At 55.1% G+C, this 12,158-nt stretch carries 11 protein-coding genes; 7 read left to right on the top strand and 4 right to left on the bottom strand.

The window, feature by feature from the left end; genetic code table 11:
• Window positions 1-66 precede the first annotated feature (66 nt).
• Window positions 67-1,377, bottom strand: a complete 1,311-nt coding sequence (hisS, locus tag PMIT1303_RS11880; protein WP_063398855.1) for a histidine--tRNA ligase — start codon at window positions 1,375-1,377, stop codon at window positions 67-69.
• A gap of 74 nt (window positions 1,378-1,451) precedes the next feature.
• Here hisS and PMIT1303_RS13605 point away from each other — a divergent pair, with 74 nt between their 5' ends.
• The 4 genes from PMIT1303_RS13605 to selD all read left to right on the top strand — a co-directional run bounded on the left by PMIT1303_RS13605 (window position 1,452) and on the right by selD (window position 6,988).
• On the top strand, window positions 1,452-1,655 hold the full coding sequence (locus tag PMIT1303_RS13605; protein ID WP_156487023.1) for a hypothetical protein: 204 nt from the start codon (window positions 1,452-1,454) through the stop codon (window positions 1,653-1,655).
• Window positions 1,656-2,280: 625 nt separating this feature from the next.
• Window positions 2,281-3,315, top strand: coding sequence for a UDP-glucose 4-epimerase GalE (gene galE / locus PMIT1303_RS11870; RefSeq protein WP_063398853.1), 1,035 nt, complete (start codon window positions 2,281-2,283; stop codon window positions 3,313-3,315).
• A gap of 74 nt (window positions 3,316-3,389) precedes the next feature.
• Window positions 3,390-4,721, top strand: a complete 1,332-nt coding sequence (locus PMIT1303_RS11865; protein WP_063398852.1) for a sugar transferase — start codon at window positions 3,390-3,392, stop codon at window positions 4,719-4,721.
• A gap of 74 nt (window positions 4,722-4,795) precedes the next feature.
• Entirely contained in the window at window positions 4,796-6,988 is a 2,193-nt protein-coding gene (gene selD, locus PMIT1303_RS11860; protein WP_063398851.1) for a selenide, water dikinase SelD, read from the top strand.
• 28 nt (window positions 6,989-7,016) lie between these two features.
• Here the strand turns inward: selD and PMIT1303_RS11855 are convergent, their stop codons facing one another.
• Genes PMIT1303_RS11855 through PMIT1303_RS11850 form a run of 3 tightly spaced genes read right to left on the bottom strand, consistent with a single transcriptional unit; the run spans window position 7,017 to window position 9,805 of the window.
• Window positions 7,017-8,216: a hypothetical protein gene (locus PMIT1303_RS11855; protein WP_231901495.1), complete on the bottom strand. Its 1,200-nt coding sequence runs from the start codon at window positions 8,214-8,216 to the stop codon at window positions 7,017-7,019.
• Window positions 8,217-8,225: 9 nt separating this feature from the next.
• A complete protein-coding gene (locus PMIT1303_RS14145; RefSeq protein ID WP_231901493.1) occupies window positions 8,226-8,495 on the bottom strand; it encodes a hypothetical protein in 270 nt (89 codons plus the stop codon).
• Window positions 8,496-8,545: 50 nt separating this feature from the next.
• Window positions 8,546-9,805 carry a CCA tRNA nucleotidyltransferase gene (locus PMIT1303_RS11850; protein WP_063398850.1) on the bottom strand — a complete coding sequence of 420 codons (1,260 nt, stop codon included), beginning with the start codon at window positions 9,803-9,805 and terminating at the stop codon, window positions 8,546-8,548.
• On the opposite strand from PMIT1303_RS11850, the gene PMIT1303_RS11845 reads away from it, so the two are divergent.
• The 3 genes from PMIT1303_RS11845 to PMIT1303_RS14140 are packed head-to-tail and all read left to right on the top strand — an operon-like array spanning window position 9,804 to window position 11,957.
• On the top strand, window positions 9,804-10,847 hold the full coding sequence (locus PMIT1303_RS11845) for an SIS domain-containing protein (RefSeq protein WP_063398849.1): 1,044 nt from the start codon (window positions 9,804-9,806) through the stop codon (window positions 10,845-10,847). The genes PMIT1303_RS11850 and PMIT1303_RS11845 overlap by 2 nt on opposite strands.
• A complete protein-coding gene (locus PMIT1303_RS11840; RefSeq protein WP_063398848.1) occupies window positions 10,844-11,440 on the top strand; it encodes an HAD family hydrolase in 597 nt (198 codons plus the stop codon). Before PMIT1303_RS11845 ends, PMIT1303_RS11840 begins: the two co-directional genes overlap by 4 nt.
• A complete protein-coding gene (locus PMIT1303_RS14140; RefSeq protein ID WP_231901491.1) occupies window positions 11,433-11,957 on the top strand; it encodes a hypothetical protein in 525 nt (174 codons plus the stop codon). The genes PMIT1303_RS11840 and PMIT1303_RS14140 overlap by 8 nt, the downstream gene beginning before the upstream one ends.
• The last annotated feature ends 201 nt before the right edge of the window (window positions 11,958-12,158 follow it).

The raw sequence follows: 12,158 nt of genomic DNA, 5'->3' as shown, positions 1-12,158 counted from the left end.
AGAGACCTGCTCAGTCATGGCAAAAGATTAAGTGGAACCTCAGCCTGGGAAGAAAGTTATACGAAGTCATTCTCGAACCAAACGCACAAGACCAGTGACATCGTCGAGTCGATGGAGTTGATCGATGGGAGTCGGATTGGCTTGAGTTGTTGCCTCCTGCAAATACTTAAGGCGTCCCTCGCCCCGCTCGACCTCATCATCCCCAATCACCAAGGCCCAGGTAGCCCTACTGCGACCGGCACGCTTGAACTGCTTATTAAAGGCAGCTGCAGAACTATCCAGCTCCACCACGAGCCCGGCAGCCCGTAGCTGATGGGCAATGACCAGGGCGACTCGTTCCGCCTGCTCTCCCCGATTCACCACATAAAGATCCGGCCTCGTGGAAGCCGTTAAGCGAGCAGCTGATCCATTTGGATTAATACTCGCCGCAGCCTCAAGCAAAAGCATCAACCGCTCCATACCAAAAGCCCAACCAAAAGCGGGAGTGGGTGCCCCCCCTAACTGCTCAACCAACCCGTCATATCGTCCTCCTCCACAGACTGTGGCCTGGGCCCCAAGCTGATCACTAGTGATCTCAAAAGCGGTATGGCCGTAGTAGTCAAGGCCGCGCACAAGACGAGGATTGAATTGGAAAGGGATTTGGAGAGCCTCCAAGTGGACCTGAACCTCCTCAAAGCGGTGCTTACTCTCCACGCTGAGCGCCTCAAAAAGCGTGGGAGCATCCTGCAACAATTCACTTATTGCAGGGTTTTTACTATCAAGGATACGCAGTGGGTTGGTATACAAACGCTTGCGTGAATCGTCATCAAGCTGGTCACTGCGGGCTTCTAGCCACACCACAAGCTCCTCTCGATACTTCTGTCGATCCTGAAGGGTGCCGAGGCTATTGATCTCCAGAACAAGGCCTTGCACGCCCAAGTCGACCAGAAGTGCCCAGGCCAACCCAATGACTTCAGCATCACTACGAGGACTGCCAACCCCGAGATACTCCACACCAATCTGATAAAACTGTCGTTGCCGACCAGCCTGAGGTCGCTCATAGCGAAACATTGGACCGCCATACCAAAGACGCTGTGGCCCCTGACTCAACAAGCCGTGCTGTAGAGCAGCACGCACAACAGAAGCGGTTCCCTCCGGCCGAAGGGTGCAGGATCGATCACCCCGATCAACAAAGGTATACATCTCCTTTCCAACAACATCCGTCGCTTCACCAATGCCACGTGCGAAGAGTTCAGTCACTTCCAGAAGAGGCGTGCGAATTTCCTGCAACCCTGCTCTGCGAAAGTGATCTCGCGCAACGCTTTCTACCGCCTGCCAGCACCTCGTCTGTTCCGGCAATAGATCCACCATTCCTCGCAGGCTCTGCAGCTGAGTCACTCTTCACCAACAACCAATAGGCAGTCTGCCGGGCCAGTGATCACCAAGCTCGACAAACGAGGCAACCAAACAAGTTGCGCAATGCCCCTGAACTATTGGCGAGGCTGCCGGCCGCTGGCAACCACCACAACGGATCAAGCCACAAGCGATCTGCCCAAGCCCAGCAAGCCTTGAAATCAACATGGAATGGCACCACCTTGAGCCCCCTACGCCCAAAAAGCCCTGAGCAGGACGCCGATGGAAAGTACCGCTCAAAGAAGAATCCTGATAGACAATGATGCGTTCACTGATCTCAACAACTGACTAATGGTGGTGGCCTCTGCTGCTGTATTCACCAATGGCGGAGTCCTGGCCATTGCGGTACCAATGAGGTCCTAAAAGAACACCAGCGAAAGACCACGCCAACAAGCAATTGAATAAAGCTCAATCCCAGAGGCAAACGATTGATGCGCAAATAGCTGATCACGAGTCGAAAAGCTCTCGGAAGTAGGCGATGGTGACTCGAAGCCATCAATCTGGTTTATTTGATGCTGCCAACGAAATGCTGCAATACCAAATCAATAACTGACCGGCGCTGCAATTGAGCATCGCTAGGCAAGAGTTTGTTCATTCATCGATAGAGAAGGATTGATTCGCTCGCACACCAGCTCAGCCAAGTTTCAGCTCATGACTTCAGCGAGGTCCCGAAACCTTCGAAGTCTTTGATGGAGTTCAGGGTTGAGCTGCTGCCTTGACGACTAAGGCTCTGAACATTGAAGGACAGCTCACTATCACAACGAAAGGGGGGCGACGATGCCCCGCAGACTCTGCAATCGCTGCTCTGGTCAGCTGATCATTTCAAGAGTCTTATGAAATGGAACAGGTACAGCTCCTAGCCTGACTGCCTAAGTCATTTAATTTGCGATGGCCGAGTTGTTGATCACGGGTGGTGCCGGGTTCATTGGCAGTCACACCTGCCTTGTGCTTCTGGAAGCCGGCCACAGGCTGGTGATACTCGACAACTTTTCCAATAGCTCAGCTATTGCCTCAAAAAGGGTAGCCGAACTTGCTGGAGTGGCCGCTCAAGAGCGAATGCTCGTATTGGATGGCGATATCCGCAATAGCAACGATCTAGATCGCGCTTTCAACTCAATGGAAAACGGCATCGCGGCTGTGGTGCACTTCGCCGGGCTCAAGGCAGTTCATGAATCAGTTCAGTTGCCACTGAAATACTGGGATGTGAATGTGGCTGGCAGCCGCTGCCTACTGGAAGCCATGCAACGGCATAACTGCCGCACGATTGTTTTCAGCAGCAGTGCAACGCTCTATGGCTATCCCGAGCAAATCCCAATCCCTGAAACGACTAGGGTGCAACCGATCAATCCATATGGTCAAAGCAAGGCAGCGGTGGAGCAGTTGCTAGATGACCTGGCCTGCAGCGAACCTGGTTGGCGCATTGCCCGATTGCGCTATTTCAATCCAGTTGGAGCCCACCCCAGCGGCTGCATCGGCGAAGATCCCAAGGGAACACCCAACAACCTTTTCCCTTTTGTGAGCCAAGTAGCAGTAGGCCGGCGAGCGGAACTCCAAGTATTTGGAGCCGATTGGCCTACACCCGATGGGAGTGCTGTGCGCGACTACATCCATGTGATGGACTTAGCTGAAGGACACCGAGCTGCACTGGAGGTCCTGCAACGAGAGGAACCGCAACTCCTCACTCTTAATCTCGGCAGTGGCAAAGGCCACTCGGTGTTTGAAGTTGTGCAGGCCTTTGAAAAGGCAAGCGGCCAACCCGTTCCATACAGCATTAACCAGCGCCGCGCTGGAGATGCCGCTTGTAGCGTCGCAGATCCAAGCCTGGCCGCCGAGCGGTTGGGATGGTACACGCAGCGCAGCCTGTCAGACATGTGCCGCGACAGTTGGAATTGGCAGAAGGCCAATCCACAGGGCTACAGCTAGAAACAACAATGAAACCATTGTTGTTCCCCAAGACCAACACATAGCCAGGCCAGCTCTAGGGTCACCAAGTCGCTGTGATGCCCTTGTCCTGGCGCGATCCTCGCCGCAACTTGCTGACTTGTGTAGGCCTAGATCTGCTTGGCCTAGTGGGAGTCCTGGCTGGATTATCAAACATCTGGTCACAACCGCTAACGGGACAGCTTGGCTGGATGGTGACGACAATCACGGCCTATTTACTACTGGGCTGGCTATTGGGCACATACACCCTGCTGAGCTGGCGCCGTCTGCCCCGCTGGACACTGATCCAACGCCTTGGGCTTTGCCTACTGACCACATTGATGCTGGTGGCGATCCTGCGCTGGGTGATCAATCCACCACTAGACATCTGGCTGGTGTACCGCAGCACCCAGATGTCATGGCTGCTACCAACAACACTGTGGTCACTCCTGGTGCGAGTCAGTCTGCGCAAGGGGAGACTTCAGCCTGAAGAGCCCAAGCTGATCCTTCTATCCTCCAAAACGGAAGCAGATCAGACCCTTCAAGCCTGGCGAAAAACACCCACACGACTCATGCCCAAATGGCTACCTGCTGCAGAGGTAGCAAAACAACGAGGGCCATTAGTGATAGCGGTATCACCCAACCTGAGGCATAAAGCTGATTACAAAAAATTACTGGAAAGATTGGAGCAACGCGACCCCCGCGAATGCAACCTGACAACACCTCTTGCCCTTGCAGAGCGACAACTCGAACGACTGCCTCCAAAGCTGCTTCCCGAAGCCTGGCTGAGCTATTCCGAAATTCCCTGGAGCATGTTGTTCAGCCCTCAACGCCAACTCAAGCGAGTAGCAGATGTGGTATTAGCAATGCTGCTGTTGGCGGTGACAACACCGCTATTTCTGCTGCCAGCGGCCCTGCTGATCTGGTTAGAAGATCGCGGTCCGATCTTTTACATCCAGGAACGCAGCGGCTGGTTAGGCCAGCCATTCATGGTTCTGAAACTCCGCACGATGAAAGTGCTACCACCTCATGCACCCATCAGCTGGACAATGCCGGGCGACCCACGCATCACCCGAATAGGCAACTGGCTGCGGCGCTCGCGCCTCGATGAACTCCCTCAGCTCATCAACGTGCTTCGTGGTGACATGAGCCTGATTGGACCGCGACCTGAACGTCCTGAAATAGAACATGAACTGGAAGAAAGCATTCCCCACTACCGCAAGCGCCACTGGATGCGCCCGGGATTAAGCGGCTGGGCCCAGGTATGCGCCCCCTATGCCGCAAGTGTTGAGGATTCAGAGCTCAAACTCTCTTACGACCTCTATTACCTCAAATACTTCAGTAGCTGGCTAGATCTCATGATCCTGCTACGCACAATTAAAACGGTGCTCAAGGTGGGTGGTCGTTGAACATCTCGCCACAGGCAACACGTTCAACTGCCAACGCAATGCCAAGCCTCAACTCCATGCTGCGCTGATAAACCATGACGGCTGATCACCTCGTTCTGGCCGGGGGGGGGCATAGCCATGCCCTGATGCTGCGTCGCTGGGCCATGCGTCCCCAACTCCGACCTGCAGGACTGATCACCCTGATCAACCGCCACAGCACCACCCTCTACTCCGGCATGGTGCCTGGTCTCATTGCCGGTCATTACAGACACAGTGAAATCGCGATCGACCTCCGTCGCCTCACCGACCAAGCTGGCGTAGCACTCATCATTGCCGAAATCACAGCAGTGGAGGCCCACCACAATCGCCTGCTCCTCGCCAAGCGTCCTCCCATACATTTCCAACGAATTAGTTTCGATGTGGGCGCCGAAACCTTCAACAAGGGCCCTTACCTTGAACGAAGCCAGGCTGCACTGGCAATGCCAATCAAGCCTTTGGAGCCTGCCCTGGCATGGCTTGAACAGCAAGACAGTCAGGTGTTGCTCAATGATTCCACGCCACTGACGGTGATCGGGGCTGGCCTGGCGGGAGTAGAAGTGGCGCTCGCCCTTCGTCAACGCTGGCCCAAGCGCCCTTTAAATCTGCAAGCGCATCATGGGCAACCCAGACCAGCTCTAAAACAAGCCCTCTCCAGGGCCGCAATCGTAGTAGTGCCAAGCGGAACCCCCTTGAGTGGCCCCGCCCTGCTCTGCACTGGCAGCCAAGCCCCCGCTTGGCTTGCTACCAGTGGCTTTCCCGTGGATCCCTTTGGACGTGTTCGCACCACTAAGACACTTCAAGTCATCAACCATCCCCACTGCTTCGCCGTCGGCGACTGTGCGGTGATTGATAAGGCCCAGCGGCCAGCCGCAGGGGTATGGGCCGTGCAAGCCGCAAAGCCTCTTGCCCAAAACCTAGAGCGGCTCAGCCGTAGACAACCCACCCGTCCATGGCAGCCACAACAGCTTGCCTTGCAAATACTGGGAGGTCAGCTGACCTCAGGGAGATTCACCGCCTGGGCTTTTTGGGGCAACCTGATCATCGGGCCCCATCCCTGGCTTTGGTACTGGAAAGAAGCTATCGATCGGCGCTTCATGGGGAGCTTTAACGAACTCCCAAGCATGAGCGAAGTTCTGAAGCGACAGGAGAGCATGGCTTGCCGAGGTTGCGCAGCCAAATTGGCTGAGAAACCGTTAAATGATGCCCTAAAGCAGGCAGGCCTAGGAGCTCTTGGGCAACAACCTGAGGACGCTGCCTTGATTGCCAGCACATCCTCAGGCGACAGCTTGCTGCAAAGTGTCGATGGTTTCCCTGCACTGATCAGCGACCCCTGGCTTAATGGGCGCTTAACCACACTGCATGCCTGCTCAGATCTTTGGGCCAGTGGTGCGCATGTGATCTCTGCACAGGCTGTCATCACCCTGCCCAAGGTGTCCTCTGAACTTCAACAAGAGTTGTTGGTCCAAACGCTCAAAGGAATCCAATCAACCCTCGAACCACAAGGCGCCAAATTAATTGGAGGACATACCCTCGAAGCCCGCAGCATTCCGCCCCAACTAATCAATCTTGGAATCCAGCTCACCCTTAGCGTTAACGGCAAGGTGGCTTCTGGGCGTGTGCCTTGGAGCAAAGGCAAGCTGCAATCGGGAGATGTCCTGCTGCTCAGCCGCCCCATAGGCAGCGGCGTGATCTTTGCTGCAGCCATGGCAGGAGAAGCTCACCCAGAGGATCTCGACGCTGCACTTGCGCAGATGACAATCAGCCAGCACAACATCCTGACAGCGCTGCGCAGCCTTGAAGAGAGACATACAGGAATGCAAACCATTCATGCATGTACCGACATCACCGGCTTCGGACTACTGGGCCATCTCGGTGAAATGCTCAGTGCAAGCAATCACCAACGCCATAGAGCAGGGCTACAACCTCTACGTCTCCTCCTCGAAGCCGACGCCATTCCCTCCCTGCAGGGTGCTCTACCGCTACTCAAAGCTGGCTATTCGAGCACCCTGGCCCCAGCCAATCGCCGCAACTGGCACTTGCTCAATCCAAGCATCAACGGCGAAGCCGCACCGATCGAAATCGCACTGAACGATGTAACACCAGGCAGTGAAAACCACCAGGCACTGCTCGAACTCATGGTGGATCCACAAACCTGCGGCCCATTACTCCTGGCCTGTTCAACCAAGATCGCCTCAGAACTTCTCAGGGATGGGCCTTGGCAACGCATCGGCCAGGTTCAGCGGATGTAGTGGTTGCTGCTCATTCAATTGAAGTTGACTACTGAGAGTCACCAACACTGGACGTCATCAGCGTGCAACGCAACACGCGCGTGTACTCAATCTGTGGGCCATCCTCCCGACATGTATACCCACCTTGTTCAGCTCTCTTGATCAGAGGCTTGAGACGACGACGCATTGATTGGTCAGGACCACTACTCGCAAGCCAGGTAACCGATGGCAAAGGTGGTTGATCGAGTCGTTTCTGCAGCGCAGCATCATCCCCCCAAGGCATTGGATTGCTAAGCATCCGACCCGCGGCAACTTCCATATGATCACTCAAGTTAAGTAACCTCGCCCTCCGTCCATAGCGCTCCAGTTGGCCGGCTAGTGATTGGCTAATCGCACGGAAATTGTCTTGTTCTCTACCACCGGCACTGCCGAGCCCAGGGTGAAGCCCTATATAGCTCTGCTGCCACCACAAAACAGTTAGGGCCGTCAAAGCGACAAGCGCTAAGGCACTACCTCGGAGGTTGAGTCGAAGCCCCCCCAACTTCACCGCAATCAAAGGCAGAACCGCCGGCACCAGCACCACGAAGTAGCGGCTAAAAGCCAATGGCTTCACAAATGACACGGCCACTACTGCCAGAAGCATCAACGCGGATGGAATCAAACCGCTCTGATCCACAAGAGAACCAGCAACTACAACTGGCTGTAAATCCCTTCTATGGCCTTCATCACCATCATCACCAGCAGACAGTCGACCCCATCGTCGCAAAGCCAGCATCAGCAAGACAAACAAGCCAATTTTCGGGAAGGGCCAAGGACCAAGGGCCCTTGCCAAGGTCTCCTCAAGCAGAGCGAAACCTGGATGGGCCAACCAGCCACCCGTGGAATCACGAAAAAGATAAGCAGCCGCGTAAGCAATCCAAACCAAAGCAGGAAGCAAAGCCAGTGTGGCTATGCCACCCAGCCGCCAGCGCTGCTGCCATAGATCCCAAGCCGCCGCCGCCGCAAATAAAAAAAGGCCATAGAAATGGGTGAGTGCTGCCAGGCAAACCGTGATGCCATACAACAGAAGATCTCTTGCAAAAACAGTGCTTGATCCCACTGACTGCAAAAGCCGACGCCGCCACCACCAAGCAAGTCCCACAAACAACACCAAAAGGGCATAACTCTTGCCTTCGATCGCAAAACGCACCGGATAAGGACTGCAAAAAGCCAGCAATGCCGCAAGGCACAAACTCCGACCCCGCGTCACCCCTCGCGCCTAAGCCAAGGCGCCTGCCTGAAACACCATCACGATTCCACCAAGCCCATAGGCCAACCAGGAAAGCAATCGCAACGTCACAGCGTTCTGACCAACGCTCTGACCCCAGAACCAGAGCAGGCTGTAATAAACAGGCGGATGGGTGTCATTACGGAGCATTGCCAACAGATCCCTGAAACTCGGCTGAACACTCTTGCCAACGCTGTAAAGCTCATCACTCCACAAGCTGGTGACATCCACCAACAAAAGAGCCTTTAAGGCAAATGCCACTCAGACCAGGATGACCACTACTCCCAGCCCAAAGCGCCGCCAGAACAACATCACCTCAACGTCACCTGCTGATCGATCAGCTCCAGCCTGAGCCGCTGTAATTCGGCCCCCAAAGCCGGACCGGGTCGCCAGCCCTGATCAATCAAAGCCTTTGCCGATACAGGAGACTTCACCTGCCGCCACCGCCCCCACCAACGCAGCAAGGGTCGCCACATCGGTACACCCAAGCAAACGCAAAGTGCAACCGCCTCTGGCTGCCAACCATTGCCCTCCAGGGTTTCGCACCAGCGAGCGGGCGACCACGTCGACAAACTCTCAGCGACCTCTAGCGAAGCCAACAAAATCTGCAATTCGGCCGCTTCCGCCAACAACCTTTGCTGCAATTGTGGCAACTGCAAGCGTTCTGCCATAGCCAGAGGATCCGCAGCTCCGGCCACCAATGCTGTCAGCAACGGCAGCTCCAAACGCCAGGCCCAGCGCATTCGACGATGCCAGTTTTGATCAGCCTGAAGGCCCTCATCAAGTAACACCAGAGCTCCCCAGTCCTGCAAGTGAGCCACTGCCTTCTGCCAAGGCTCCCTTTCCAATAACAACTCCAGCTCCATCCGCAACCGCGTGGAAAGGGCTGGCGGTGCCAGCTTCGGCGCTTCGCCAGGACGCCAAGCCCAAGGCCAGGATTGAAGAGTGGAGCGCACCTGAGCAAGAGCCTCAGGCGCCAATACAAAACCAAGCCGGGCCGCATAACGGGCCCCTCGCACGACTCGCGTCGGATCATCCTCGACACTGTTTGAGTGTAAAAAAACCAGCTGACGCATGGCTAAAGCCGCCCAGCCATCATGGGGATCCAACAAGGTCATCCCTGGCAACTCCAAAGCCATGGCATTCACCGTGAAGTCCCTTCGGGCTAGGTCTTCTTCGAGATGACCCTCCGTGACCTGCGGGTTTTGTCCAGGAGATGCATAGGTTTCTTGCCGAGCAGTAGCTAAATCAAGCAAGACCCCATCAACCACAAGTTCCACCGTTCCGTAAGCCCCATGCACACGCAGCTGCGGCAAATGCTCTGGCCCTAAATGACGGCGAAGCGCCTTAGCTAAAACCACCGCTGAACCCTCTACCACCAGATCAAGATCAGGCAAACCTCGCCAGGGATCAAAATGAACCCGATGCAACAAGCCATCTCGAACCGCACCACCCACCAAGGCAAGGCGTTTAATCCCAACCTCTGACGCAACTTGCTGCAGTACCGCCAACAAACCCATTGGCAAACCTGGTCCATCGAATCCAGGCTCTGGCTTCACCAGACTCTCCATGGCGGTGGTATGCAGGAGAATTACCGCATCATCACGAACTTACAGTTTGTCTGCCCTCACCCGCTGCCTGCAGGAAGAGGCTGCCGCCATCGCCGTCGCTGCCGAACGACTGAGCAGCAGCCAGGTAGAAAAGGCATTGGTCTTGCTTGAACGCTGTGGTGATCAACGCGCCAAATTGGTGATCACCGGCGTAGGCAAAAGCGGCATCGTTGCACGCAAAATCGCTGCCACCTTTTCCTCTATCGGCCTGATGGCCCTTTACCTAAACCCCCTCGATGCAATGCATGGCGATCTGGGAGTGGTCGCCCAAGAGGACGTCTGCCTACTGCTCTCCAACAGCGGTGAGACTGCTGAACTGTTAGAAGTACTTCCCCACCTCAAACGACGTGGCACCGCTCGCATCGCTCTGGTTGGAAAGCCCGACTCATCGCTTGCTCGCGGTAGTGACGTGGTGCTTGAAGCAAGTGTTGATCGAGAAGTGTGTCCGTTGAATCTTGCCCCCACCGCCAGCACAGCGGTGGCTATGGCGATCGGTGATGCCCTTGCTGCCATATGGATGGAACGTCGCAACATCTCACCTGCAGACTTCGCGTTCAACCACCCAGCCGGTTCGCTCGGCAAACAGCTGACCCTCACCGCTTCGGACCTAATGGTGCCAGTTGCAAAGGTCCAACCACTACAACCCAACACCAGTCTGCAAGAAGTGATCTGCAAGCTGACCCAAGATGGTATTGGTAGCGGCTGGGTGGAAGACCCCTCCACCGCCGGACTGCTACTGGGCCTCATTACCGATGGTGATCTACGCCGCGCCCTGCGTGATCACAGTGCCGAGAATTGGGCCAGCCTCAGTGCTGCAGACCTTATGACAGCCGATCCAATCACCGTGAACGCTGATCTCCTCGCAGTCGAAGCGATCAAGCAGATGGAATGCAACCGTCGCAAACCCATCTCAGTACTGCCCGTCGTAGGCCCTGACAGCTCAGGCAATCTGTTGCTCGGACTACTACGGCTTCATGATCTGATTCAAGCAGGGCTGACATGAGCGGCAGCACCCTGATCTCTCGAACCCACCCCCGTTACTGGAACCGAGAGCTGCAATGGCGACTGCAGTGGAAGGCATTAGCTTCCATCGATCTACTGGTGATGGATGTTGATGGAGTCCTTACCGATGGTGGACTATGGCTTGATGCTCACGGCGAACTGCAAAAGCGATTTGATGTGCGCGATGGACTGGGACTACGACTGCTCCAACAAGAAGGCCTGATACTGGCATTGCTGAGTGGTGGCAAAGGAGGAGCGACCGAGGCGCGCGCAAACCAGCTCGGCATTCAGCACTGTTTAGTTGGCATCAAAGACAAAACCGCCGCACTCGCAGAACTCCAGCAACAGCTCAACCTTTCGCAATTAAATACCGCATTTGTCGGCGACGACCTCAATGACCTCATCGTGCGCCCTCTGGTCAAGCTCTTGCTAGCCCCTGCGGATGCCTGTCGTCCCCTTCGATCCCAAGCCGATGCCGTACTCCAGCGCCGTGGGGGGCATGGTGCCGTACGAGAACTCGCAGAACGCCTACTAAAAGCCCGTGGTCAATGGCATCAACTGCGCAAGAAAGGCTGGAAGGACCGCAATGACTAAAACAAGCTCGACGACACAACAAGGGGTCTTCCTTCTCGGGGTTGGCTCGCAAAAAGCCGGCACGTCGTGGCTCCATCTACAGCTACATAACCGAGCTGATGCAAATTTTGGCTTCTGCAAGGAATATCACATCCACGATGCATTAACTGTGCCAAAGCTAGTCCGCTACAGACAACAACAAGGTTCATGGCTCAAGCCACGCACTTGGCGTCGCCAACGCTTCTTCAAGGATACTGGGCGCTATTACGACTACTTTTACAATCTACTAAGCCAACCTCATATCAACCTAACCGGAGACATTACCCCCTCCTATTCATGCCTAAGCGCCAATACCCTGATGACAATCAAACGTGAATTTACGCAACGCGGGATTCCTGTTCGACCGGTTTTTCTGATGCGTGACCCCATTGAACGAGTGATTTCCAGCCAACGCATGAAACTGCGTAAACGCGGACAAAAAGACCCATCGCAAGAGATAGAAGCCCTTCGATCTCTTGTTAACAAACTGCCAAAATGAGTCTCGATTCGCAGTAATTACGCGCAGACTTTGGGCGCCCTAGATGAAGCCTTTGGTCACGAAAGCTGCTTCATCAGCTTCTACGAAATATTGTTCACACAGAAAACTTACGCGAACCTATGCAAATTCCTAGACATTAACTACCAAGAGCCACGCTGGGAACAAAACATCAATGTAAGTGCTACAGATACTCTCATACCA

Source organism: Prochlorococcus sp. MIT 1303 (genome assembly GCF_001631965.1).
In the GTDB taxonomy this organism is placed as follows: domain Bacteria; phylum Cyanobacteriota; class Cyanobacteriia; order PCC-6307; family Cyanobiaceae; genus Prochlorococcus; species Prochlorococcus marinus_D.
Note: the sequence above shows the minus strand (reverse complement) of the source record. Positions and strands in the feature narration are given on the sequence as shown.

Bases quoted from the DNA above. Each gene is read 5' to 3' on its own strand.
- PMIT1303_RS11850 (WP_063398850.1), bottom strand. From the start codon at position 9,805: ATGGAGAGTCTGGTGAAGCCAGAGCCTGGATTCGATGGACCAGGTTTG.
- PMIT1303_RS14140 (WP_231901491.1), top strand. From the start codon at position 11,433: ATGACTAAAACAAGCTCGACGACACAACAAGGGGTCTTCCTTCTCGGG.
- selD (WP_063398851.1), top strand. From the start codon at position 4,796: ATGACGGCTGATCACCTCGTTCTGGCCGGGGGGGGGCATAGCCATGCC.
- galE (WP_063398853.1), top strand. From the start codon at position 2,281: ATGGCCGAGTTGTTGATCACGGGTGGTGCCGGGTTCATTGGCAGTCAC.
- PMIT1303_RS11845 (WP_063398849.1), top strand. From the start codon at position 9,804: ATGGCGGTGGTATGCAGGAGAATTACCGCATCATCACGAACTTACAGT.
- PMIT1303_RS11840 (WP_063398848.1), top strand. From the start codon at position 10,844: ATGAGCGGCAGCACCCTGATCTCTCGAACCCACCCCCGTTACTGGAAC.